23 protein-coding genes are annotated in these 23,939 nt (G+C 64.0%); 9 read left to right on the top strand and 14 right to left on the bottom strand.

Annotation, left to right across the window (positions count from 1 at the left end; all coding sequences use genetic code 11):
• Positions 1-39: 39 nt before the first annotated feature.
• Both ABIB73_RS27045 and ABIB73_RS27040 read left to right on the top strand, forming a co-directional pair.
• A complete protein-coding gene (locus tag ABIB73_RS27045) occupies positions 40-1,803 on the top strand; it encodes a flavin-containing monooxygenase (RefSeq protein ID WP_354228902.1) in 1,764 nt (587 codons plus the stop codon).
• 141 nt (positions 1,804-1,944) lie between these two features.
• Positions 1,945-2,922, top strand: a complete 978-nt coding sequence (locus tag ABIB73_RS27040) for a peptidyl-alpha-hydroxyglycine alpha-amidating lyase family protein (RefSeq protein ID WP_354228900.1) — start codon at positions 1,945-1,947, stop codon at positions 2,920-2,922.
• A 9-nt stretch (positions 2,923-2,931) separates the two neighbouring features.
• Here the strand turns inward: ABIB73_RS27040 and ABIB73_RS27035 are convergent, their stop codons facing one another.
• Positions 2,932-3,891 carry a Bug family tripartite tricarboxylate transporter substrate binding protein gene (locus tag ABIB73_RS27035; RefSeq protein WP_354228898.1) on the bottom strand — a complete coding sequence of 320 codons (960 nt, stop codon included), beginning with the start codon at positions 3,889-3,891 and terminating at the stop codon, positions 2,932-2,934.
• Between the two features lie 178 nt (positions 3,892-4,069).
• On the opposite strand from ABIB73_RS27035, the gene ABIB73_RS27030 reads away from it, so the two are divergent.
• Positions 4,070-4,627 (top strand): HNH endonuclease, encoded by a 558-nt coding sequence (locus ABIB73_RS27030; RefSeq protein WP_354228896.1) that lies wholly within the window; start codon positions 4,070-4,072, stop codon positions 4,625-4,627.
• Positions 4,628-4,642: 15 nt separating this feature from the next.
• Here the strand turns inward: ABIB73_RS27030 and ABIB73_RS27025 are convergent, their stop codons facing one another.
• The 3 genes from ABIB73_RS27025 to ABIB73_RS27015 form a co-directional block, all read right to left on the bottom strand.
• Positions 4,643-6,094 (bottom strand): GH1 family beta-glucosidase, encoded by a 1,452-nt coding sequence (locus ABIB73_RS27025; RefSeq protein WP_354228894.1) that lies wholly within the window; start codon positions 6,092-6,094, stop codon positions 4,643-4,645.
• Positions 6,095-6,096: 2 nt separating this feature from the next.
• Positions 6,097-7,098, bottom strand: coding sequence for a glycoside hydrolase family 16 protein (locus ABIB73_RS27020; protein WP_354228892.1), 1,002 nt, complete (start codon positions 7,096-7,098; stop codon positions 6,097-6,099).
• An 81-nt stretch (positions 7,099-7,179) separates the two neighbouring features.
• Positions 7,180-8,496 (bottom strand): DUF8728 domain-containing protein, encoded by a 1,317-nt coding sequence (locus ABIB73_RS27015; RefSeq protein ID WP_354229190.1) that lies wholly within the window; start codon positions 8,494-8,496, stop codon positions 7,180-7,182.
• A gap of 608 nt (positions 8,497-9,104) precedes the next feature.
• Here ABIB73_RS27015 and ABIB73_RS27010 point away from each other — a divergent pair.
• Entirely contained in the window at positions 9,105-10,355 is a 1,251-nt protein-coding gene (locus ABIB73_RS27010; RefSeq protein ID WP_354228890.1) for a glycosyltransferase family 87 protein, read from the top strand.
• A gap of 102 nt (positions 10,356-10,457) precedes the next feature.
• Complete coding sequence (locus ABIB73_RS27005; RefSeq protein WP_354228888.1) at positions 10,458-10,679, top strand: dodecin; 222 nt, start codon at positions 10,458-10,460, stop codon at positions 10,677-10,679.
• Between the two features lie 116 nt (positions 10,680-10,795).
• Here ABIB73_RS27005 and ABIB73_RS27000 read toward each other — a convergent pair whose 3' ends face one another.
• The 6 genes from ABIB73_RS27000 to ABIB73_RS26975 form a co-directional block, all read right to left on the bottom strand.
• Positions 10,796-11,764: an ABC transporter ATP-binding protein gene (locus ABIB73_RS27000; protein WP_354228886.1), complete on the bottom strand. Its 969-nt coding sequence runs from the start codon at positions 11,762-11,764 to the stop codon at positions 10,796-10,798.
• Positions 11,761-12,756, bottom strand: a complete 996-nt coding sequence (locus tag ABIB73_RS26995; RefSeq protein ID WP_354228884.1) for an ABC transporter ATP-binding protein — start codon at positions 12,754-12,756, stop codon at positions 11,761-11,763. The genes ABIB73_RS27000 and ABIB73_RS26995 overlap by 4 nt, the downstream gene beginning before the upstream one ends.
• A complete protein-coding gene (locus ABIB73_RS26990; RefSeq protein ID WP_354228882.1) occupies positions 12,756-13,673 on the bottom strand; it encodes an ABC transporter permease in 918 nt (305 codons plus the stop codon). The genes ABIB73_RS26995 and ABIB73_RS26990 overlap by 1 nt, the downstream gene beginning before the upstream one ends.
• Positions 13,639-14,598 carry an ABC transporter permease gene (locus ABIB73_RS26985; protein WP_354228880.1) on the bottom strand — a complete coding sequence of 320 codons (960 nt, stop codon included), beginning with the start codon at positions 14,596-14,598 and terminating at the stop codon, positions 13,639-13,641. The genes ABIB73_RS26990 and ABIB73_RS26985 overlap by 35 nt, the downstream gene beginning before the upstream one ends.
• Before the next feature lie 29 nt (positions 14,599-14,627).
• Positions 14,628-16,418: a peptide ABC transporter substrate-binding protein gene (locus tag ABIB73_RS26980; RefSeq protein WP_354228879.1), complete on the bottom strand. Its 1,791-nt coding sequence runs from the start codon at positions 16,416-16,418 to the stop codon at positions 14,628-14,630.
• Between the two features lie 261 nt (positions 16,419-16,679).
• The gene (locus ABIB73_RS26975) at positions 16,680-18,098 is read right to left on the bottom strand and encodes a M20 family metallopeptidase (protein ID WP_354228877.1); all 1,419 of its coding nucleotides are present in this window, start codon (positions 18,096-18,098) and stop codon (positions 16,680-16,682) included.
• Positions 18,099-18,383: 285 nt separating this feature from the next.
• On the opposite strand from ABIB73_RS26975, the gene ABIB73_RS26970 reads away from it, so the two are divergent.
• The 3 genes from ABIB73_RS26970 to ABIB73_RS26960 all read left to right on the top strand — a co-directional run bounded on the left by ABIB73_RS26970 (position 18,384) and on the right by ABIB73_RS26960 (position 20,754).
• Positions 18,384-19,373 (top strand): S1C family serine protease, encoded by a 990-nt coding sequence (locus ABIB73_RS26970; RefSeq protein WP_354228875.1) that lies wholly within the window; start codon positions 18,384-18,386, stop codon positions 19,371-19,373.
• A 21-nt stretch (positions 19,374-19,394) separates the two neighbouring features.
• The gene (locus ABIB73_RS26965; RefSeq protein WP_354228873.1) at positions 19,395-20,465 is read left to right on the top strand and encodes a carboxylesterase family protein; all 1,071 of its coding nucleotides are present in this window, start codon (positions 19,395-19,397) and stop codon (positions 20,463-20,465) included.
• Positions 20,466-20,547: 82 nt separating this feature from the next.
• Positions 20,548-20,754, top strand: a complete 207-nt coding sequence (locus ABIB73_RS26960; protein WP_045005422.1) for a hypothetical protein — start codon at positions 20,548-20,550, stop codon at positions 20,752-20,754.
• Positions 20,755-20,832: 78 nt separating this feature from the next.
• On the opposite strand, the gene ABIB73_RS26955 is transcribed toward ABIB73_RS26960, so the two are convergent.
• The 4 genes from ABIB73_RS26955 to ABIB73_RS26940 form a co-directional block, all read right to left on the bottom strand.
• Positions 20,833-21,492 carry a DsbA family protein gene (locus ABIB73_RS26955; RefSeq protein WP_354228871.1) on the bottom strand — a complete coding sequence of 220 codons (660 nt, stop codon included), beginning with the start codon at positions 21,490-21,492 and terminating at the stop codon, positions 20,833-20,835.
• An 87-nt stretch (positions 21,493-21,579) separates the two neighbouring features.
• On the bottom strand, positions 21,580-22,302 hold the full coding sequence (locus tag ABIB73_RS26950) for an LrgB family protein (RefSeq protein ID WP_354228869.1): 723 nt from the start codon (positions 22,300-22,302) through the stop codon (positions 21,580-21,582).
• Positions 22,299-22,682, bottom strand: a complete 384-nt coding sequence (locus ABIB73_RS26945; protein ID WP_354228867.1) for a CidA/LrgA family protein — start codon at positions 22,680-22,682, stop codon at positions 22,299-22,301. Before ABIB73_RS26945 ends, ABIB73_RS26950 begins: the two co-directional genes overlap by 4 nt.
• 42 nt (positions 22,683-22,724) lie before the next feature.
• On the bottom strand, positions 22,725-23,201 hold the full coding sequence (locus ABIB73_RS26940; RefSeq protein WP_354228865.1) for a PaaI family thioesterase: 477 nt from the start codon (positions 23,199-23,201) through the stop codon (positions 22,725-22,727).
• Between the two features lie 97 nt (positions 23,202-23,298).
• Between ABIB73_RS26940 and ABIB73_RS26935 the strand changes: the two genes are divergently transcribed.
• Positions 23,299-23,847 (top strand): TetR/AcrR family transcriptional regulator, encoded by a 549-nt coding sequence (locus tag ABIB73_RS26935; RefSeq protein WP_354228863.1) that lies wholly within the window; start codon positions 23,299-23,301, stop codon positions 23,845-23,847.
• Positions 23,848-23,939 lie beyond the last annotated feature (92 nt).

The raw sequence follows: 23,939 nt of genomic DNA, 5'->3' as shown, positions 1-23,939 counted from the left end.
CTCAAAGGAAACGCCGCGAAGACGGCCACGAGGTCGCGTATGCTGGACAGGACGAAGGATATTGCCGTCTCCGCGCAAGCCTGGCTCGACACGTTCGAGCGTGCACTTGGCAAACCCGATCGCGCTGCGCTGGACCACCTCTTCGTTGCCGAATGCTTCTGGCGCGATGTCCTGGCGCTGAGCTGGAACCTGCAAACGTCCGCCGGTCGCGATGCAGTCACGGAAGCGTTGATTTCGCTCGCGTCCAAGGCGGTACCGGCCAATTTCAAGATCGCACCGAACCGCGCGCTGCCGCGCTGGGTGATCCGCGCCGGTACCAACAATATCGAGGCCATCTTCGATTTCGAAACCGCGCTTGGCCGCGGCAGTGGCATCGTGCGACTCGTGCCCGATCCGGCAGACAGCGACCGGCTGAAGGCATGGACGCTGCTCACCGCACTCGACGAGCTCAAGGGATTTGAAGAACAGCTCGGCACATCGCGCCCGCGCGGCCAGGCCTATTCACGTGACTTCCGCGGGCCGAACTGGCTCGATCTGCGCAACGCATCGCGTGACTACGCCGATCGCGATCCGGCTGTGCTGGTGGTCGGCGGCGGCCAGGCCGGGCTCGCCATCGCAGCCCGGCTGAAACAGTTGAGGGTCGACACGCTGATCGTCGATCGCGAGACGCGGATCGGCGACAATTGGCGCAGGCGCTATCACGCACTGACGCTGCACAACCAGGTGCAGGTCAATCATTTGCCCTACATGCCGTTCCCGCCGAACTGGCCAACCTATATTCCCAAGGACAAGCTCGCGAACTGGTTCGAGGCCTATGTCGATGCGATGGAGCTGAACTTCTGGACCGGCACCGAATTCGAGGACGGCGCTTACGACGACGCCAAGGGCCACTGGACGGTGACGCTGCGCCGCGCCGACGGCAGCCGACACACCATGCTTCCACGCCACGTGGTGATGGCGACCGGCGTCAGCGGCATCGCCAATGTGCCGGACATCCCGACCCTCACCAATTTCAGGGGCACGCTGCTGCATTCCAGCCGCTACGAAGACGGCGAGAACTGGCAGGGCAAGCGCGCCATCGTCATCGGCACCGGCAACAGCGGCCACGACATCGCGCAGGACCTCTACTCCAGCGGCGCCGAGGTGACGCTCATGCAGCGTTCGCCGACGCTGGTCACCAATATCGAGCCTTCGGCGCAGCTGGCGTATGCCACCTACAATGAGGGCACGCTCGAGGACAACGATTTGATCGCGACCTCGATGCCGACGCCACTCGCGAAGAAGACCCATGTGATGCTGACGGAGCAGTCGAAGGAGCTCGACAAGGAGCTGCTCGACGGCCTGCGGCACGTCGGCTTCAGGCTCGATTTCGGCGAGGCCGGCACCGGCTGGCAGTTCAAATACCTCACTCGCGGCGGCGGCTACTATTTCAACGTCGGCTGCTCCAACCTCATCGCCGAGGGCGCGATCAAGCTCAAGCAGTTTGCCGACATTGAGGGCTTAGTCACTGAGGGTGCGCGGATGAAGGACGGCGCGACCATCACCGCCGATCTCATCGTGCTCTCCACCGGCTACAAGCCACAGGAATATCTGGTGCGAAAACTGTTCGGCGACGGCATCGCCGACCGCGTCGGCCCGGTCTGGGGCTTTGGCGACGGCTTCGAGCTGCGCAACATGTATGCGCGCACGAAGCAGCCCGGCCTGTGGTTCATCGCCGGCAGCCTCGCGCAGTGCCGGATCAATTCAAGATATCTCGCGCTCCAGATCAAGGCGATCGAGGAAGGGATTTTGGAGCGGACGTAAAGCACTCGTCATTCCGGGACGCGCGTCAGCGCGAACTATGATGCGCAATTGCGCATCAGAGAATCCATCCACCCCCGGAATACGCGGCCCGATGGATGCTCACGCTTCGCGCGCCACGGAATGACAGAAGGAGAGAGCCCAATGCCAGCCATTCTTGGCACCGGCGAGCACCGCTACCGCGTCGTCGAAAATTTTGCGAAGCTGCCCGACGGCTGGCAGCTCACCGACGTCGCCTCCGTCGCGGTCGACGGCAAGGACCGCGTCTACGTCTTCAACCGCGGCGCCCATCCGATGGTGGTGCTCGACCGCGAGGGCAATTTTCTGCGCAGTTTTGGCGAAGACCTGTTCTCGCGCGCGCACGGCCTGCACATCGACGCCGACGACAATCTCTATTGCACCGATGACGGCGACCACACCGTGCGCAAATGCACCACCGACGGCAAGGTGTTGCTGACGATCGGCATCCCCGCAAAGCCGGCGCCGTTCATGAGCGGCGATCCCTTCCACCGCTGCACCCACACCGCGCTGTCGCCGAAGGGTGAGATCTACGTCTCCGACGGCTATGGCAATGCGCGCGTGCACAAATTCACGCCGGACGGCAAGCTGATCAAGAGCTGGGGCGAGCCCGGCACCGACCCCGGCCAGTTCAACATCGTGCACAATATCGCGACCGACGCCGACGGCTGGGTCTACGTCGCCGACCGCGAGAACCATCGCGTGCAGGTGTTCAATGGCGAGGGCAAATACGAAACGCAATGGAACAACCTGCACCGGCCCTGCGCGCTGTGCTGCTGTGGCGGCGGCAAGAGTCCGACCTTCGTCATCGGTGAGCTCGGCCCTGGCCTCGATATCAACCGCAATGTGCCCAATCTTGGCCCACGGCTGTCGATCGTCGATGCGCAAGGCAAACGCATCGCGCGGCTCGGCGGCGAGGAGGGTCCGGGTGTTGCCAGCGGAAAGTTTTTGGCACCGCACGGCATCGCGCTGGACTCGAAAGGCGACATCTATGTCGGCGAGGTCGGCGTCACCAACTGGAAGACGAGCTTTCCGGACGAGGAGATGCCGGCCGCGGTACGCGCGACGCGGTGTCTGCAAAAGCTGGAGCGGGTACGGGAATAGACCACCCCCTCACTCCACCTTGATCCCTGACGCCTTGATGATCGGCCACCAGCGCTCGGCCTCCTCCTTCTGGTAAGCACGCAGCGCTTCCGGCGATTGCTGCGCAAGCGGAGAGGCCTGGATGCCGAGTTCGGCGAAACGCTGCTTCACCTGCGGGCTTGCCAGGATCTGCACCATCGCAGCGTTGAGCTGCGCGACGATGTCTTTCGAGGTGCCCTTCGGCACCCACAGGCCGTACCAGAGCGAAGCGGAATAGCCGGGCAGCCCGGCTTCGTCGGCCGTCGGAATGTCCGGCCAGGATGGCGAGCGCGACATGCTCGTGACCGCGAACGGCTTGATGCTGCTGGCCGCAACCAACGCCCTAAAGTTCGAGGCCGGTTCGATCATCGCATCGATCTGGCCGGCAACGAGGTCCTGCATCGCCGGCCCGTTGCCGCGATAAGGCACGAACTGGAATTGCGTGCCGGTCTCCTTCTGGAGCGCAATGCCGGCGAGGTGGCCGGTGGCGCCGACGCCGGCGATGCCGACTGACGCCTTGTCTGGATTGGCCTTCAGCCACACGATCAATTGTTTGAGATCATCGGCGGGCAGATCCTTGCGGCCGACGATCAGAAGCGGCTCGCTGCCGATCAGGATGACCGGCTCGAGATCGCGCAACAGATCGAACGACAGGGCATAGAGCCCGCCGGTCAGCATGTGCGTGGTCGAGGTTCCGATCGACAGCGTATAGCCGTCGGGAGCAGCGCGCACCGCGCGGCCGACACCGAGCGAACCGGCGGCGCCGCCGACATTCTCGATCACGATGGGCTGCTTCAGCACCGCGTTCAGGCGCTCGCCGAGGGACCGCGCCAGCGTATCGGTGGCGCCGCCCGCCGGGAACGGCACGATCATAGTGACGGGACGCGTGGGATAGTCTTCGGCCGCGGCGAACCGAATCGACGCCGCAGCGAGCACGGCCACAAGCAGCATAGCGAGCCACCCTCGCATGGATCCCCCAAATCGCGGCGTTTTTGAGCGCTCTGCCACCCCGCCGCCGCATTGCTTGCGCCTGAATAAGTCGCTCAACGGGCTTCACAATCCCGTCACGCTGCATGTAGTATGTCAATACATGCTGCTTCGCAGCGTACATGGAGGCCGGGAGCGTTACTTGAACGCACATGTCTCGCAAGGCAGTTGGCCGGTGTTGGTGCTGAATGCGGACTTCCGGCCGCTGAGTTACTACCCACTGTCTCTGTGGTCGTGGCAGGACGCGATCAAGGCGGTGTTTCTTGATCGCGTCAACATTGTCGCGCACTACGATCAGGCGGTGCGAAGCCCGACGCTGGAGATTCAGCTGCCGAGCGTGGTCTCGCTCAAATCCTTCGTCAAGCCGACCACCCACCCCGCCTTCACCCGGTTCAACGTCTTCCTGCGCGACCGCTTCAACTGCCAATATTGCGGCTCGCCCGAGGACCTCACCTTCGATCACATCATCCCGCGCAGCAAAGGCGGCCAGACTACCTGGGAGAACGTGGTCGCGGCGTGCTCGCCGTGTAATTTGCGCAAGGGCAATCTCACGCCGGCGCAAGCAAAAATGTTTCCGCGCCAGCACGCCTTCGCGCCGACCGTGCACCAGCTCCACCGCAACGGCCGCCTGTTCCCGCCGAACTATCTGCACGACAGCTGGCTGGATTATCTCTACTGGGATACGGAGCTGGATCCGTAGGGGTGGCGTTACGCCTCACACCCCGATCGCGTTGCGCGCCACCACGTCGCGATAGAACGCCGCGCTGAGCTTCGGCACCCTTGCCTGCGTCTCGAAGTCGACGTGGTAGAGGCCGAAGCGCTTGCCGTAGCCAAAAATCCACTCGAAATTGTCCATCAGGCTCCACAGGAAATAGCCGCGGATCGGCACGCCCTCGGCGATGGCGCGCTGCATCTGGGTGAGGTAGTTGCGCAGGAACATGATGCGGTCGAGGTCGTAGACCTGGCCATCGGCGGCGAGCTTGTCTTCCGAGGAGGTGCCGTTCTCGCTGATGTAAATGTTTTCGATGTTCCAGATTTTCGCGGCTATGCGCGGCGCCCAGTAGATCACCTCGGGCCCGACCCGCAGCCAATCGGAATTCATGTGCGGGAACGAGGCCGGGAACGGCAGCACGTTGAAGCCCGGCGCGCGGTCGGACGCCGTGACGTAGAATTGCGGCGCGTAGATGTTCAGCCCGACGAAGTCGGTCGGCGTGCCGATGATCTTCAGCTCCTCTGCCGTGAACTTCGGCGCGGCCGCGCCGGCATAGGCGAGGAAGCCGTCGGTGTATTTGCCCTCCAGCACCACGCCGAGGAAGCCGGCATTGAGCTCGCGCGTCGCGATCTCGGCGGCGCGGATGTTCTCTGGCGTCGCGATCGCGGGCACGCAGGCCGCGATGTTCTCGGCCGCGCCGACCCTTGTACCAGCGCGCCCCGAGGCGCGGATCGCCTGCACGGCGAGGCCGTGCCCGAGCGCAACGTGATGGCGGGCCTGGTTCAGCTGCGCCATCGGCAACTTGAGACCGGGCGCGTCGATGCCCCAGCCATAGCCGAAATTGACGAAGCGCCCGACCTCGTTCACGGTGAAGATGTTTTTGACGCGATCGGTCAGGCGTGCGGCGACATAGCCGGCGTAGTCGGCAAAGGCCTTCGACGTATCACTCGACTGCCAGCCGCCGACGCGATCCTGAAGCGCCTGCGGCAGGTCCCAATGATAGAGCGTGGCATAAGGCTCGATGCCGTTCGCGAGCAGCTCATCGACGAGGCGGTTGTAGAAATCGAGCCCTTTTGGATTGGGCCGGCCCGTTCCGTCCGGAAACACGCGCGGCCATGCAATGGAGAAACGATAAGCCTTGACGCCGAGCTCCCGGATCAGCCGGACGTCGTCCTTGTAGCGACGATAATGCTCGTTGGCGCGGTCGCCGGTTGAGCCGTCCTCGATCTTGCCCGGCGTATGGCTGAAAGTATCCCAGATCGACTTGCCGCGGCCGTCCTCGTCGACGGCGCCCTCGATCTGGTAGGACGAGGTCGCCGTGCCCCACAAAAAATCTTTCGGGAAGGGCGCGGGCGGCGGCGTCTCGCTCTGGGCGGCGCCGGCGCGCGCCGTCAAGCCGAGCGCAGCAAGGCCGGCGAGCTTCGCAATGGAGCGGCGCGAGAAGGAAGCCAACATCGTCACCTCTGCGCCTGTTCCATATCGATCTGATAGGCGGAAATCCGGTCGATCTCGAAGACGACGGTCGGCGGCGATTCCGCGTCGACCGGACCGACACCGACAAAGAATTTCGATCCGATCGCAAGATTGACGATCATGTACATGGGATCGTCGAAACCGATCGGCACCTTGATGTCGGAGACCGGCCTGCGGTCGATGAAATAGACCAAGCGATCCTCCTCCCACAGCACACCGTAATTGTGGAATGTGCCCGACGCGTCGCCAACCGAAAAATCGAAGCCGCAGGACTGGATCTTCTGGGTCGATGGAATCCGCCAATGCGTCGTCATCACCATGTCGCCCGGCCGCTCGCCGCGGCCCTCCAGCACATCGACCTCCGGCGGCCAGCCGCCGTCATCCGCCAGCATCCAGAACGCCGGCCACACCGCATGGCCGACCGGGATCTTGGCGCGGATTTCGAAATAACCGTGCTTTTGTGAAAACGCGCCCTGCGTGGTCAGGATGCCCGAGATGTACTCATTGTTGAACAGCACCGGCTTAAGATCTGGTGGCGTGCGGGTTGCCACAATCGACAGCACGCCGTTCTTCACCCTGAACGGATCGAGCCCGAGCGGCGTCGTGGCGCGGCCGGCATAGCGCGGATCGACATAGATCTGCTGCTCGCCATTGGCGCTGGTCTTGCGCTTGAAGTCGGAGCCGTCACCACCCCAGTAGCGGGCCTCCGGCCAGGCCGCGCCGCCGGCGTAATGCGACACCCAGCGTCCGCTCGATAGCGGATGCTCGTCGAAATCCTCGTTGAAGGTCCGCCGCAGCGGCAGGAAGATCAGCGAGCCGGGATTGACCGTCTCGAGCTTGCGGCATTCGATCGTGGATGGATCGGTCGTCACTTGCAGGGATATACTGGCTGGCGCTTCATCGAGATCGTCCTGCGCGACACCCGGCGCCGACGCCAGGAGCAACCAGATCGCGACCAAAGCGCTCCTCGTCCAACGATCGATCATCGCCGCACATCGAACATCCCGGGGGGAACGCAGCGAGAATAACTCGTCCCGCTTCGAGCGGGCAAGAGCGATGCGACGGGGTTACGGCGCGATGATGTCCAGCCTGTCCCGCGGCGGAATTGTCGCTTTGAATGCCTCAAGCGCTGAAGTCACCTCCGCCGCATCGGCCAATTGCGTGCGGTAGAAAGTGACGTCCCGTTGCGACAAGGTCACCGTTGGCGTTCGTAGCACGGCGACCTTCGTCCAGCTCGACGGTACGCCTTTCGGAAACCAGGCGTCGTAGATCATCACCAGGCCGACGCCGTGATCGCTGACGAGGGCTTCCATTTCCGCGGGCCCGTACTGCCCCGCGGTCCTTGCCTTCCGCACCTGTTCCGAACCAAGGCCCCAGAGATCCAAGGCATAGTGGGTATTGCCGTAGGCGACCAGGCCAAGATCGTTGACCGCGACCGCACGCCTGTAGAACGATTGGGCGAAGCGAGCCATCTGGTATTGCTGCTCGTAGATATCGCTCGCAGCGATCGGCGTGACCAGCGCGGTCGTCACGTAAGGCATTGCCGCGACGCCGAGCCCAAGGACCAGCGCGGCCTTCGTGAACGACCACTGCAGCGCTGGCAAGCGCGGCCTAACCTGCGCGGCCGCCCAAAGCAGCGCGGCCACCGTAAGCGCCATGATATAGACCTCATACCGGTTGAACCAGCCATATTGACCGAACACCAGATGCGCGCCGATAGCTGCGATAACGGTCAGGCAGACAATCAACGCCTTGCGATCGGCCCGCAGCCGGGAGGCGTAACCGGCGAGGGCAAGACCAAGTAGAATGAGCCGCAGGCCATAGGAGCTGGTTATGCTCCGCATCAGATTCTTGACGACTGCAGGCAACGTGCTCGCGGACTCATCAAGATTGGCGAGGTAGCCTTTCAGCAGTACAGAGCTTGGCAGCAGCGGAAGCCCGCGCGATGCCATCAGCGCGAAATAGCCAGACAGGCCGACGATGATGACGATCGCGGCGCCCGCGGCGAAGCGCCGCTGGCCAAGGAGCGCGAAGCCGGCAATTGCCGCACAGGCAAATGCAGCTCCTTCGAAGCGGATCAGGGGAAGCAGCACGAGAGCGACGAAGTGCAGCGGCGTTGGCGCGCATCCGCGAGCCGCCGCGACGAGGCCGACAAAGGTTACGATGGACGCCCACACGTGAACGCTGTGTTCCATGCCGGTCATGGGCAGCGCGACGGCGCTGACGTTGAAAACGACGAGCAGCGCGATCAGATAGCTGAACGGACGGTCGCTGGCGTCATCGAACAGCCCGCTCGTTTCCAGCACGCGCAGGAGAGCAAACACCGTTGCACATGCGGCAGCGCCGTTGATCAGCAGCGGGCCGAATGCACCGAGGTGGAACATTTCGGTCAACGCGAGAAAATACGGCCAGATGATCGAGGAGCTTGGCGACGAATATTCGCCGACGTTGACACCATATCCGCCAGAGAGGATTTGGTCGGCCACCGCGAGATGGATATATGCGTCGTCCAGCGCGAAGACGAGCCTGAAGTCGCACTGCGCCACGATCGCGACGAACTCCGCCGCAAACAGCACCAACCAAAGCAGCACGGCTACGGTCGAAGGACGGGTCCACACACCGGCGCCGGAGCTCGCGGACGACAGCCCGCCTATCTGCTTGAGGCGATCGCAATGATTTACGGCAATCGTCACATAACTCTCCCCTCAGTCCAAGCCGAGCCCATGACAGTCCCCGGCGCTCGCCCTCCGTAGCCAATACAATCAAGAGTTTAATCGCGGATTTCCGCCAGCGCGCGCCGGATCATTGCGTCAGCATTTCGTTAACGGCGATAAACGCCGGGGCCTCATTGTTACGGGTCACCGCGATTCTGGGGGTGCATGAACGATCCGTTACCGTCCGTTAAGCCTCAGGCGGCAAGCTCGCCCCCCATGCGCCACGGCGCTCTCCGTTTTTCGATCCTCTGTCAAACCGAGCCAGGTCGTTCCATCCCATGCTCACCGCAACGTTGGAGCAGATTCAAACCTCGCCACGGAAGCGAGCTATTTATGTCTGCGTCACTCTCACGCTGCTGGCAGTCATACTCGCCTTCAAGACCTTCCGGTTCTTCGAGGGAGGACTCTGGTACGGCGGCCAGACCGCTGACTTCGCCGCATTTCATATTGTCGCGCAGCGGATCTGGCTTGGCGATCTCGACCTGACCTACCAGTTCTCGTCGTTCACGAAGATGCAGCTCGCGGCAGCCGGCGGTACGACCGGCCTCATGCCCTGGACCTACCCGCCGCAATTCGACCTGCTTCTTGCGCCCCTCGCATTCCTGCCGGGCTGGGCCGCCTATTTTCTCTTCACGGCGATCACGCTCGCAGCCTACCTGATGACGCTTCGCGCCATCGCGGGAAACAATTTTGCGCTCTTGCTCGTCATCCTGTTTCCGGCCATCGCGATCACGATCGGGGGCGGCCAGAACGGTCTGCTGACCGGAGCCCTGATCGGACTGGTCTGCATCAACGCGGAACGGCGCCCGGCGCTTGCCGGCATCGCACTCGGCGTGATGGTCATCAAGCCGCATTTGGCAATTGCAGCCGGCATCTACATGCTGTTGACGCGCCGCTGGCCGGCGGTCCTGACGGCCGCGGCGGTGGTGGTCGCAAGCTCGCTCGTCTGTACGCTCCTCTTCGGCCCGCAGATCTGGATCGCGTGGCTCGGCGGCATCCGTGAAGCCACGGGCTATCTGGAGGAAGGCCGCTACCAGCTGTTTCGGATGATCTCGGCGTATGCGGCCTTGTACAACGCCGGCCTCCCCGCCGCCGGGGCGTTCTGGGGGCAGATGGTTATGGCAGGCCTCGCGCTCGTCGCTGTCGCACTCGCCGTCGTTCGCGGACCGTCGCCACGCTTCGCGCTCGGCGTCGTCGCGGTCGCTTCCGTGATGATCAGCCCGTACGCCTACGACTATGACCTGCCGATCGTGGGGATCGGCCTCGCATTGCTGCTTCCCGACCTTTCCAGCCTGACGAGCCCGCGCGAACGCGGCGCGATCTACGGGGCCATCCTGCTGGCCAACGCCTACGGGCTGCTGCAATCGGCGCGACTGGCCGCGGACAACGTCAGCGCGCGCGGCCTGGAGCGCTATATGACGCCAGCGGTCGGCGGATTCGCGCTTATGGTGGTGCTAGCGATGCTGCTGTGGTTCCTGCTGCGCGGCGCCAAGCCTGCGGCGGTCCGCCTGCACGGCGAGCCCGCGTAACTTCGTCCGGCACGTGCACGACGGAACCGGAAGGGGCGGCGCCCGTTCAGATGGGAGGCCACGCGGCGGCGAGCGCCGCGGCGCAACCGAGGGAGGCCCACAATGCCCACAGCCGAGAAGGATCACGTCTACAAGATCCTGGAACTGGTCGGATCGTCCGAGACGTCGATCGAGGATGCGATCAAGAACGCGATCAGCCGAGCCGCCAAGACCATCCGCGACATGAAATGGTTCGAGGTTACCCAGACGCGCGGGCACATCGAGAGCGGCGCCGTGCGCCACTACCAGGTGACGCTCCGCGTCGGGTTCACGCTGGAGGGGTAGACCGCGCACCGGATCGTAGGGTGGGCAAAGGCGCGCAAGCGCCGTGCCCACCATCCAGCTCCAGCCTCGGGCAATGGTGGGCACGCTTCGCTTTGCCCACCCTATAGTTCACCGCTTCAGGCCAGATGGCACGCCACGAAATGCCCGCCGGCGCCTTCCTTCAGCTCCGGCGCGCTCTCCGCGCAGCGCGGCTCGGCGACCGGGCAACGGGTATGGAAGTGGCAGCCCTTCGGCGGGTTCATCGGGCTCGGCACGTCGCCCTTGAGCCGGATGCGATTGCGCTTGAACTTGGGATCGGGCACCGGCACCGCGGACAACAGCGCCTTGGTATAGGGATGCTGCGGGTTGCGGTAGAGGTCGCTGGCTTTCGCAAGCTCGACGATGCGACCGAGATACATCACCGCGACGCGGTCGGAGATATGCTCGACGACCGACAGGTCGTGCGCGACGAAGAGATAGGTCAGGTTCAACTCGGCCTGGAGATCTTCCAGCAGGTTGATGACCTGTGCCTGGATCGAGACGTCGAGCGCAGACACCGGCTCGTCGCAGACGATCAGCTTCGGCTCGACCGCAAGCGCGCGCGCGATCACGATGCGCTGGCGCTGGCCACCGGAGAATTCGTGGGGGTAGCGGCGCATATGCTCGGCTTTAAGTCCGACCTTCACGAGCAGGCTTGCGACACGCTCTTCGCGCTCCTTCGCAGACGGCGCGAGATTGTGAATGATAAGGGCTTCGCCAAGGATGGCGCCGATCGTCATGCGCGGATTAAGCGAGGCGAACGGATCCTGGAACACCAGCTGCATGTTCCGTCGCATCGCGCGCAGATCGTTGCCGCTGAGCTTGCGCACGTCCTGGCCGTCGAAGGTGACCTCGCCGTCGGTCGGCTCGATCAGGCGCAGCACGCAGCGCCCCGTCGTCGATTTGCCGCAGCCGGATTCGCCGACGAGGCCGAGCGTCTCGCCGCGATTGACCGAGAACGATACGCCGTCGACCGCATAGACGCTGCCGACCTGGCGCGACAGCAGGCCGCCGAGCACGGGGAAATGTTTCTTCAGGCCGCTGACGCGGAGCAGGGGTTCGCTCATGCCGCGTCTCCCAGATGCGAATCTCCCAAGTGACATGCCATGCGGTGGCCGGGCGCGATCTCGCGCAGCAGCGGCTCCTTTTCGCTGCAGATGCTCATGGCGTGACGGCAGCGCGGCGCAAAGCGGCAACCGACCGGCGGGTTGATCAGGATCGGCACTGTGCCGCCGATCGCCTCAAGCCGTATCTTGTGCTCGCTGTCGAGATCAATGCGCGGGATCGAGCGGATCAGGCCTTGGGTATAGGGATGGCCGGGCGCGGCGAAGAGATCGTCGACACCCGCCTCCTCCACCACCTTGCCGGCATACATCACGACGACGCGCTGAGCGGTCTCGGCCACGACGCCCATGGCATGGGTGATCAGCATCACCGCCATGCCGAAGCGTTCCTTCATGTCCTGGAGCAAATCGAGGATCTGCGCCTGGATGGTGACGTCGAGCGCGGTGGTGGGCTCGTCGGCAATGATCAGCTTGGGCTTGCAGGCGAGTGCCATCGCGATCATCACGCGCTGGCGCATGCCGCCGGAGAACTGGTGCGGATAATTATTGACGCGGCCTTCAGCGTTCGGGATCTGCACCAGCTTCAGCATCTCGATGGTACGCTCGATCGCCTGCTTCCTGGTCACGGCTTCATGCCGGCGCAGGCTCTCGGCGATCTGCTCGCCGACGGTGAGCACCGGATTGAGCGAGGTCATCGGCTCCTGAAAGATGAAACCGATCTCCTTGGCCCTGATCTCGTCGAGCTGGTTGCTCGTCAGCGGCACCAGATCGCGGCCCTCGAAGATGATCTCGCCCGCCGCGATGCGGCCAGGCGGCATCGCGATCAGCTTCAGGATCGACATCGCGGTGACGGTCTTGCCGCAGCCGGATTCGCCGACGACGCAGAGCGTCTCGCCCCTGTTGATGGAAATGTCGACGCCGTCGACGGCCTGGAGGATGCCGTCGTCGGTGGAGAAGTGGGTTTTCAGGCCCTTGATCTCGAGCAGCGGCGCCATCAGATCACCCGTCGCGCATCGAGCGCGTCACGCAGGCCGTCGCCGATGAAGTTGATGGCGACCACCGCGATGAAGATCGCGCCGCCCGGAAACAGCGCCCAGTGCGGGCCGATGTCGAGAAAATCCTTGGCATCGTACAGCAACCGGCCCCAGGTCGGCGTATCCGGCGGAAAGCCGAGGCCAAGGAAGGACAGCGTCGACTCCGCGATGATCGCGGCGGCGACGTCGATGGTACCGGCGATGATCACCGGACCGAGTGCATTGGGCAGGATGTGCTTCACCACCTGCCGTACCGGGCTGGCGCCAAGCGCGCGCGCGGCTTCGACGAACTCCTTTTCGCGGATCGACAGGAACTGCGCGCGCACGAGGCGGGCGACCGGCATCCAGCGCAGGCCGCCGATCACGAGCACGATCAGCACGAAGATGCCGCCTTCGGGACCGAACACGGCCTTCAGCCCGTCGCGGAAGAGATAGATCAGCAGCAGGAGCAGCGGCAGTTGCGGCAGCGACAGGAAGAGATCGGTGAGCCACATCAATCCGTGCCCGAGCGCGCCACGTGACATGCCGGCGAGCGCCCCGATCAGCGTGCCGACGAACACCGACACCAGCATCGCGGCGAGGCCGACCGCAAGCGAGATGCGCCCGCCGTAGATCATGCGTGCGAGAATGTCCTGGCCGAGATCGTCGGTGCCGAAGGGATGCGCCAGCGACGGCCCCTGGAGGCCGGCCACGATGTCGATATCGTCGATCTTGACGCGCCAGATGAAAGGCCCGACCACAACGGCGAGGATGAGGACGAGAAGCAGGAAAGCACTGACGACGGCAAGCTTGTGGCGGCTATAGCGCCGCCACGTCTCGCGCCACGGCGAGTAGACCCGCCGCTCAGCGGAGGGAGATGCGAGGGTCAAGCCAGCCATACAGCACATCCGCGATGAGATTGAAGAGCACCACCAGGCAGGCGAACACAAAGGTCACTGCCATTACGACCGGGGTGTCATTGGAGAGAATGGAGGAGATCAGCAGCGAGCCGATGCCGGGGATGCGAAAAATCTGCTCGGTGACGATGGCACCGCCGAACACCGCCGGCATTTGCAACGCAATGAGCGTGACGACCGGGATCATCGCATTGCGCATGACGTGCTTGACGATCACCTTGGTCTGGCCAAGGCCCTTTGCACGCGCCGTGGTGACATAATCGAGCCTGATCACATCCAGCATCGCCGAGCGCACGAAGCGCGTCATCGACGCGGCCTGGAACAGGCCGAGCACCGCGACCGGCATGATCGCCTGACGGATCATCTCGAGCACCCAGTGGATGCCGGTACCCTTGATGTCGGTGGTATAAACGAAGGGCAGCCAGTCCAGCGTGACCGAGAAGATCAGGATGAACAGGATGCCAGTGAAGAAGGTCGGCAGCGAGAAGCCGACGAAGGCTAGCGTGTTCGCGACCTGGTCGAACAGCGAATAGGGTTTTGTGGCCGCATAGACGCCGACCGGAATCGCAATCAGGAGCGCCAGGATCTGCGCCGAGCCGATCACGTAGAGGGTGGCCGGCAGGCGCTGGAGGATGAGCTGATCGACGTTCATCCGGCTGACGAAAGAGAAGCCCCAATCGCCATGCGCCATCGCGGAGAGCCAGTGCAGGTAGCGAAGGTAGATCGGATCATCGAGGCCGAACCGGGCCCGAAGCGCGGCCTGCACCTCGGGCGGCACGTTCGGATTGGTGGCAAGCTCGCTGAATGGGTCGCCTGGCGCAAGCGCGAGGACGACGAACAGGACGAGCGAGATTCCGAGCAGGCTCGGAATCGCGATCATCAGACGACGCAGGACGTACTGACTCATGAGCGAACAATCCGCTTAACCGTCCGTCCTCAGCCCTCGCGGTACCAGTCCTGCAGATTGTCGGTTTGGTTGGCCCAGCCCGACAGCGCCGGCCGAAGCGTGTTGGCACTTGCCTCCACTGCGAGACGGTGCATCACAGGAATGACGACCGTATCCTGCCACATCAGATCATTGCACTTGATGTAAAGCGCCGCCCGTTTGATCGGATCGATTTCGGTGTCGGCAGCATCGACCGCCGCGTCGAACTCCTTGTTGACCCAGCGCGGGAAGTTCTGTCCCTGCCACTTGTTCTCCTTGGTGGCGACGTTGCGCGAATGGTAGCGACGCATGTGCAGGCCCGGATCGGGCTGCGTCATCGGGATCTGGAACATCTCGATGTCGGCGTAGAATTTGGGATAGGTATCGGGGTTGGCGACGTCGGAAGAGAAGAACACCGAGGCCACGACCGATTTCAGCTCGACGTCGATGCCGGCCTTCTGACAGGCTTGCTTGACGATCGCCTGGGTCTTCTGGCGCGGGCCATTGATCGAGGTCTGGTACACGAGCTTCAGCTTCTTGCCGTCCTTTTCGCGGATGCCGTCGGCGCCGGTCTTCCATCCGGCTTTCTCGAGCAGCGCGCTCGCCTTCTCGATGCTGAATTCCCATTTGGTGTTCTTGGACACGAACTCCTCGGGGCCGTTGAGGTAGTTAGCGGTGGTGCGGCCGGCGCGGCCGTAGATCGCTTTCTTGACGGAGTCACGATCCACCAGCAGCGCGAGCGCCTGGCGCACCGCCGGGTCTGACAGGATTGGATGCTTGGTCTTGATCGACGAACGCTCGCCGTCGACCTCGGTGTTGGGATCCGTGAAGTTGATGGCGATGAACTCGATGTCGCCGCCGACGGCGTAGAGGGTCTTGCCCTTGCCACCCTTTTCCAGGCGCAGCAGAACTTCGTCTTCCACCTGCATGTTCCAGGCGAAGTCATATTCGCCGGTCTGGATGACCGCGCGCGCCGCCGAGACCGCGTCGCCCCCGCCCTTCATTTCGACGCTGTCGAAATAAGGCCGGTTGGCCATGTGGTAGTCGGGATTGATCTCGCCGCGCACCATGTCGCCCGGCTTGAACTCGACGAATTTGTAGGGGCCGGTGCCGACCGGCTTCAGATTGTTCGGCGCCTCGCGGGATTTGCTGCCCTTGAATTCGGCGAACAGATGTTTCGGGATGATGCAGCCGTAAGCGCCGACGAAGGCGTTGGCCCAGAACGGCGTCGGGTCCTTGAATGTGATGCGGATGGTGAGGTCGTCAACCTTCTCGACGGTGAGGCCGCTATAGGTGCTGATCGAGACGCACGCGGTTGCGGGGTCGCTGGCATATTCCCAGTTGAACACGAGGTCGTCGGCGGTGACGGGCTTGCCGTCGTGCCATTTGACGCCGGGCTTCAGCTTCCAGATCACAGACTTCGCATCGGCGGACAGGCCGCCGTTCTGGATCGACGGAATTTCAGCGGCGAGGATCGGATTGAGATGGCCGTTGACGTCCCAGCTCGCGAGCGGCTCATAGAAGATGCGCGAGCCGTCCTGATCCTTGGTGCCGGTAGCGAAATGCGGATTGAGCAAGGTCGGCCCTTGCCACCACAACAGCTTGAGAGGGCCGCCGCCGCCGCGCTTGGTTGGGGGATAGGGAGACGGGCTCTGGGCCATGGCGACGCCACCGATGGCGAGGATCTGGTTCGCGAGGGGAGCGGTGAGGCCGACGGCGGCAAGCCGCTGGATGAAGGCGCGACGATCCATCCGTCCGTCCTTCACGTCGCCGATCATCGAACGCAGTTCTTTATCCAGCATGGTTGTCCCCCGTCTGGTTCCCGTATGGATGCAGGCGGCCGCAAGTCGGCCGCCGGGTTTTGGCTGGCGGTAGATGGCACACCGAATAGGGCACACGTCAACTGCGACCGTGTGTATGCAAACGGTGTTCTGGCTGTCAGTTGGGCAAAACCGCGTTCCGCAGCCCAAGCGTTCAGCATTCCGGCGTCAAAACACGCCGGAAACCGCATTGCACTGCGAAAAATTTGTTCGCCAGATCAGACGAAGTATCGAGACGAAATTCTACGCCACGGACATGTCGAGCGGCGGCGCGACGTGGTCCGGCAGTGGGCAAACATAAGGCGTCTTGGCCGTCCGCTTCTCGAGGTCCGCTTTCGCGGCCTTGATCAGCTCCGGTTCCGTCAACGCCTTGATGCCGAGGCCGGCCATCGCCTTGGCCGCCTGCACCATGGCCTTGTGGGCGTGCGCGCTCTTGCCCTGCGCCACCACTTGCCAGGTGTGGAACGGCGTGCCGATTGCAACCGTCGGTGCATGGACCTGCACGGTCGGCACCACCCAACTCACGTCGCCGACGTCAGTCGAGCCGACCAGCGGATTGCGCTTGGCGTCGAGCGGCACCAGGAAGTCGGCCAGCGGCCGATCGGTCGGCTCCATGCCGATTGCATAATAGATGGAGGCAATGTCCTTGTCGGTCAGCGTCGCGCGGATCTGGCTGGCAAAGCTCTTGTCCGCGTCGTCGAAATGCGGCGGTCCGAGCTCTTCCATGACCCGGTGCAGCGCCTGCTCCAGCGGCGTGTTCGGCAGGATGTTGGAGACCGCGGAGATGATCTTCATCTCCATCTTGGTCTCGGTCATCAGGGCTGCGCCCTGGGCAATCTTGTTCACGCGCCCAACCAGCTCGTTCATGCCGGGGAGATCACGGGCGCGAATGGAGTAGCGCACCCGCGCATGGGCCTGCACCACGTTGGGGGCGATACCGCCGGTGTCGAGCAGCGCGTAATGCACGCGCGCGTCGCTCGGCATGTGCTCGCGCATGTAGTTCACGCCGACATTCATCAGCTCCACCGCATCGAGCGCGGAGCGGCCGAGATGGGGCGAAGCCGCCGCATGCGAAGTGCGGCCGGTGAAGATGAAATCGGCCCGCGTGTTGGCGAGCGACGGCGTCACCGCGACTTCCCAGAAGCTGTGCGGATGCCAGGTGATGGCGATGTCGGCATCCTCGAATGCGCCGGAGCGCACCATGAAGGCCTTGGCAGCGCCGCCCTCTTCCGCCGGGCAGCCGTAATAGCGCACGCGGCCCGGCACCTTGTTTTCGGTCAGCCAGTCCTTCACCGCGGTCGCGGCGAGCAGCGCGGCGGAGCCAAGCAGATTGTGACCGCAGCCATGGCCGTGGCCGCCGGTCTCGACCGGACGGTGCTCGGCGACGCCCGCCTCCTGGCTGAGACCCGGGAGCGCGTCGTATTCACCCATGAAGGCGATGACCGGTCCGCCCTTGCCCCATTCGCCCATCACCGCGGTCGGGATGCCGGCGACGTTCTCGGTGATACGGAAACCCTGGTGGCGCAGCTCGGCGAGATGCTCGGCGGCCGACCGCGCCTCAGTGTAACACACTTCGGGCATGCCCCAGACCTTGTCGCTGAGGTCGATGAAACGTGCCTTGATCGTGTCGATGCCACGCCAGATATCGCTGCGGTTGTCCATGCTTCGGTCCATGATCTCTTGGTCAAAACGAGGCGGCAATGGTTAGCAGCTTCATTGGAGAACGACCAGCGGCTGGCTGGACATCAGCCATGCGAGCGATGCCGCGTGAGGGATACCTGCCGAGCTTGCGCGCTGTTCCTGTCTTTTTTGACAGTTTCATACGGCGACATCCGGAATAGTTGGGGGTCGAGGCTTTCAAGACGGCCGCCTCCGGCATAAATTATGTGTGCTTCGCGCCTCGTTCCGCAGCAATGGCGGAGCGATGCTCTCAGCCAGGAGAACTCGATGCCCGCTCTGACCGAATGGAGAGTGCCGCCGGCCAATCAGCCGCGTGCGAGCGACTACGGCTTCGATCTCGACCGTGCGCTCGCCTCCGTCGTCGGCCTGCATGCCATCATCCCGCCGGACGCCTTCAGCGCCGAGACGCTGGGCACCGAACGCGCCGGCAATGGCGTCGTGATCGACGACGGGCTGGTGCTGACCATCGGCTATCTCATCACCGAAGCAGAGTCAGTATGGCTGCATCTCGGTGATGGGCGCGTGGTGGAAGGACATGTGCTCGGCTTCGATGCCGTCACCGGTTTCGGCCTGGTGCAGGCGCTCGGCCGGCTCGACATCGAGCCATTGCCGCTCGGCTCGTCGGCGGAGACCCGGCTCGGCGATCGCGTCGTGGTCGGCGGCGCCGGCGGGCGGACGCGATCGGTCGCGAGCCAGATCGTGGCCAAGCAGGAGTTCGCCGGCTACTGGGAGTATCTGCTCGACGAGGCCTTGTTCACCCACCCGGCCCATCCGAATTGGGGTGGCACGGGACTGATCAACGCGCGCGGCGAGCTGATCGGCATCGGCTCGCTCCAGCTCGAGCGTGAACGCGACGGCAAGGCCGAGCATGTCAACATGATCGTGCCGATCGATCTGTTGAAGCCGATCCTCGACGATATGCGCAAGTTCGGCCGCGTCAACAAGCCGGCACGGCCGTGGCTCGGGCTCTATTCGACAGAGATCGACAACCGCGTGGTGGTGATCGGGATCTCCGCCAGCGGTCCCGCCGCCCGCGCCGAGCTCAAGACCGGTGACGTCATCCTTGCGGTGGACGGCGAGAAGGTCACGAGCCAGACAGCTTTCTACAAGAAGATGTGGGGGCTCGGCGCCGCCGGCGTCGACGTGCCGCTCACCGTGCATCATCAAGGCACCGCGCATCATGAAGGCGTCACCTTCGACGTCACGGTGACGTCGACCGATCGCTTCAAGCTGTTGAAGGCGCCGAAGCTGCACTGATTCCAAGCAGAGGAAGCGGCAATGACCGAGGCCGTGGTCGATGACATCGTGGCCGTGCTGCCGCCGTTGCTCAATGCGCTGGAAGCGCTCGGCTTCTTCGCCCGGCATTTGCATCCGCCGGCCTTCGCTTCCGTGATGAACGCGATCGGCGCGCCAGACGAAGCGCTGCAAACGGCGCGCGCGGCGATCGGCGAATGGCCCGAACAATTTGTCGGCTTGCGCAACCGGCTCGATGAGGCCTGCAACGAAACGCTCGCGGCCTTCGCCGGCCTGCGCGAGGTCGAGCGCGGCAATGGCGATCTGGTCGCGGTCTTCCGCACCCTGCGCCACGTGCCCCGCGCGCAGGAGGCACTGTATCCGCTGGCGGTGCAGTTTCCGCCGGTGAGCAACTTCTTTCTCAACGCCGCGACGCGCGACGATGCGAACTTGCTGGCGCGGCTGGAGACGGGCGCGAGCGAGCACACCGGTATCTTCCACGATCACAACGAGCCCGGCAGTCGCGGCGGCTTCTCGGTCTATGTGCCCGAATATTACACGCGCGATCACGCTTGGCCTTTGGTGATGGCGCTGCATGGCGGCAGCGGCAACGGCCGCGGCTTTCTGTGGAGCTGGCTGCGCGATGCCCGCAGCTTTGGTGCGATCCTGGTGGCACCGACTGCGACTGGCCAGACCTGGGCACTGATGGGCGACGATACTGATACGCCAAATCTCATGCGCGTCCTGGAAACCGTGCGCGGCCGCTGGTCCATCGATACCTCGCGCCTGCTGCTGACCGGAATGAGCGACGGTGGCACCTTCAGCTACGTCAGCGGGCTCGATGGCGCTTCGCCCTTTACCCATCTCGCGCCGGTGTCGGCGACCTTCCATCCGCTGATGGCGGAGATGGCCGATGCTACGCGCCTACTGGGCCTGCCGATCTTCATCACCCATGGCAAGCTCGACTGGATGTTTCCGGTGCAGACCGCGCGACAGACCCGGGCCGCACTTTCGGCTGCCGGCGCCGACGTCATCTATCGCGAGATCGACGACCTCAGCCACGCCTATCCGCGCGAGATCAACGCGGACTTGCTGCAATGGCTGAATGGGGGATGAACGAACCGTCCTTACCTGTGCCGCACTGCCGCGGAACCATCACTCCGGGCCGACGTTATCCGCCCGTCACCGGAGGTTCGCCATGCAGACTTTTTTCGGAATGATTTTGGGCGCGCTGCTGCTCGGCTGCGGCGTGTATGTCTATGACTCCATGCAGACGTCGTCGGTCGCCAATGGCGAGGTCGCAACCGCCAATCGCACCATCGTGAACTGGGATGTCGCAAAGGCCGACTGGAACGCGCTGCAGGATCGCGCGCACAAGGACTGGGTCCGGATCTCGTCGAAATAATTTCGGCCGGCAATGAACAAGGCGCCGTCGCGGTCTGCGGCGGCGCCTTTGTGCTGGCTGCGATCAGCGCTTCGCGCGTCAGTTCATCTTGGCCTTGCGGGCGTCGGCGATGACCTGCTCGAATTCGGCCATGCTCAATACGCCGGGCACGCGGTATTTGCCGACGATGAAGGACGGGGTGCCGCGAAAGCCGAACGCCTCGGCCTGGTCGTTGTTGCGCTTGAGGATGGCGTCGATGTCCTTGCCATGCGCCGCGAGGTCGCCCTTGAGGCGGTTCATGTCGACGCCGGCAGCCGCGAGCAGCTCGTTGATGCGCGGCTCGGTCAGGCGCGAGCTGACGCCCATCATGGCGTCATGGGCCTGATGATACTTGTCTTGATATTTAGCCGCGAGCGCGATCCGCGCGGCCGTAACGGAGGCAGGACCGAGGATCGGCCAGTCCTTCATCACCAGCCGTACCTTGCCGTCATCCTGGACGACCTGGCGCAGCTCGGGTTCGAGCTTCCTGCAATAGGGGCAGTTGTAATCGGACCATTCGACAATGCTGATGTTGCCGTCCGGATTGCCGGCGACGGGAACATCGGGATCGCGCAGCACCCGGGTTTCGGTCAGCACCTCATCATCGTCGGTGGCCGCACGCGCGAAGGTGGCTCCACCGACAGCCAGCGCACCGGCCCCGATCAGCGTCAGCGCGGCACGGCGCGTGGGCCCAAAGCCCTTATTCCCGAATCCAGTCATATCTCGCCCCGTTTCGGTCCCATCGCCGCAAATACGGCCCAGGACCGGGAATTGTTACAGACCATATAGAGTGTCGCGGCCGCGATGTCATCGCACCAGCAGCGTCACCGCGATCGGCACCAGAAACGAGGTCACCAAAGCATTCAAGCTCATGGCGATGCCGGAGAATACGCCCGCGATCTCGTCGACCTGGAAGGCGCGGGCCGTGCCGATACCGTGCGCGGCAAGGCCGGCGGCAAAACCACGGGCGCGGAAATCGGTGATGCCGGTGCGGTTCATCAACGGCGTCACGATGATCGCCCCCATGATGCCGGTGAGAATGACCGAGACCGCGGTCAGCGAGGGATCGGCGTGCAGGGATTCGCTGATGCCCATGGCAACGCCGGCCGTGACTGATTTCGGCGCCAGCGACAGCACCACATCGCGCGGCAGACCGGCGAGTTCGGCCAGCACCACGACCGACACTACCGCCGTCACCGAGCCTGCAACCAGCGCCATCAGCATCGGCACGATGGAGGCAACCACGCGCTGGCGGTTCTCATAGAGCGGCACGGCCAGCGCGACGGTGGCGGGGCCCAGCAGGAAGTGCACGAACTGCGCGCCGGCGAAATAGGTGGAGTAGGACGTGCCGGTCGCGAGCAGGAACGCGCCGATGATCCACATCGCGTGCAGCACAGGATTGGCGAGCGGATGGCGCCGCGTCGCCAGCGACACGGCGTCCGCGGTCGCGTAGACCGATAGCGTCACGGTCAGCCAGAGCAGCGGTGACTGCGAGAGATAGACCCAGAGCGAGAACGGATTGTCCGTCATCGCGCGTCCTGTTGCCTGAGCAGGCGGCTGACCAGGCGGAAGGTCAGGACGGTTGCGAGCAAGGTCACGATCACCGAGAGCGCGAGCACAAGGATGATCGCGACGCCGTGGGATGCGAGCAGGTCGAGCTTCTGCACGACGCCGACGCCGGCGGGCACGAACAGCAGCGAGAGATGAGCCAGCAGGCCCTTGCTCGCGCTCTCCACGCCGTCGTTTCGTAGCGGCCCGCGCGCGAGCAGGGCGAAACGGTCGCGCGCAAGCAGCAGGATCAGGAGCAAGAGCAGGCCAAGCACGGGGCCCGGCAGCGGCAGGCCGAGACCGCGGACCACGGCCTCGCCGATCAATTGGCAGAGCAGGATGAGGCTGAGACTTGCAAGCATGACGCATCAAGGAATGCGCCGCGGGCCTTGTCAATTGCCGCACTATGCGTGGACTTTCGTCCCGGCTCTTGGAGCCGCGACGCGGGGCAGCATCGCCATCAGCGTCCCGGTCATTGTGGCGATGAGCGTGGTCTTGCCCTCGTGCTCGGCAAACGCCTTGGCCTCGCAGAAGGTGAGCGTACGTCCGGGTTTGACGACCTCCGCCTTGAACACAAAACGTTCGCCGCGGGCGGGTGCGAGCAGCGTGGTCTTGAACTCGACGGTGAGGATGTCGGCCTCGCTCGGCATCAGAGTGAAGGCGGCGACGCCGCAGGCGTTGTCGAGCCCTGCGGTGATGATGCCGGCATGGACAAATCCGTTCTGCTGCGTGAAGGCGGGCGAATGCAGCATTGCCAGTTCGACCTCGCCCGGCCCAAGGCGGACGATCACGATACCGAGCGTGCGCATCGCCGGTTGGCCGTCGAACATCGCGATGGCCGCCGCGCGATAGCCCGGGTTTTTCGGCTCGAACGCAGCCATCGCAATTCCTGCCCTTTTGATTTTGATACGGTAGCGTATCAATGCCGGGACGCGTTAGCAATACGGCACCGTATCAAGAACCGGTGAGGCTTCCTTCATGAGCGACGGCAGGGGCGATGTCTGGGTCGAGGCCGGGTTTGCCGAACTCGCGAAATCGGGGGTCGAGGGGGTGCGGGTCGAGGTGCTCGCCAAGAACCTGGGGGTCACCAAGGGCGGCTTCTACCGTCGCTTCGCCGACCGCGCCGCGCTGCTGGATGCCATGCTGGGGCGCTGGCGCGAGGGCCGCGCGGCGGCGATCGCCCAGCAGACGAGCCTCGACGGACAAGAACCTCGCGAGCGGCTGAAGGCGCTGATCCACCTCTATTCGGAGCGGCTGAACCCGGAGGGCATGGCGATCGAGCTTGCGATCCGGCAATGGGCCCGTTCGGACGAGAACGCGGCCGCCGCGGTTGCCGGCGTGGATACGGCGCGGCTGAAGCACGTCGCCGAACTTTATCGCGCCACCGGGCTCATGGCCGAGGAGGCCGACGCACAGGCCTTCCTGTTCTACTGCTTCATCTTCGGCCAGAGCCTCTTGTTCGTCGAGCGCGGCCCGCGCAGGCGATCGCAGCTCGTGGCGAAATCGGCCGAGAAACTGCTGTATTAGGGTCTGTTGAGATTCATCTAGAATGGATGACGGCGGTGGCGAGATAGATCATCGCTTCAAAGCTGCTGTCTGTCTTGTCGCACCGCATTGCT

The organism is Bradyrhizobium sp. F1.4.3 (assembly GCF_040548375.1).
GTDB lineage: Bacteria > Pseudomonadota > Alphaproteobacteria > Rhizobiales > Xanthobacteraceae > Bradyrhizobium.
Note: the sequence above shows the minus strand (reverse complement) of the source record. Positions and strands in the feature narration are given on the sequence as shown.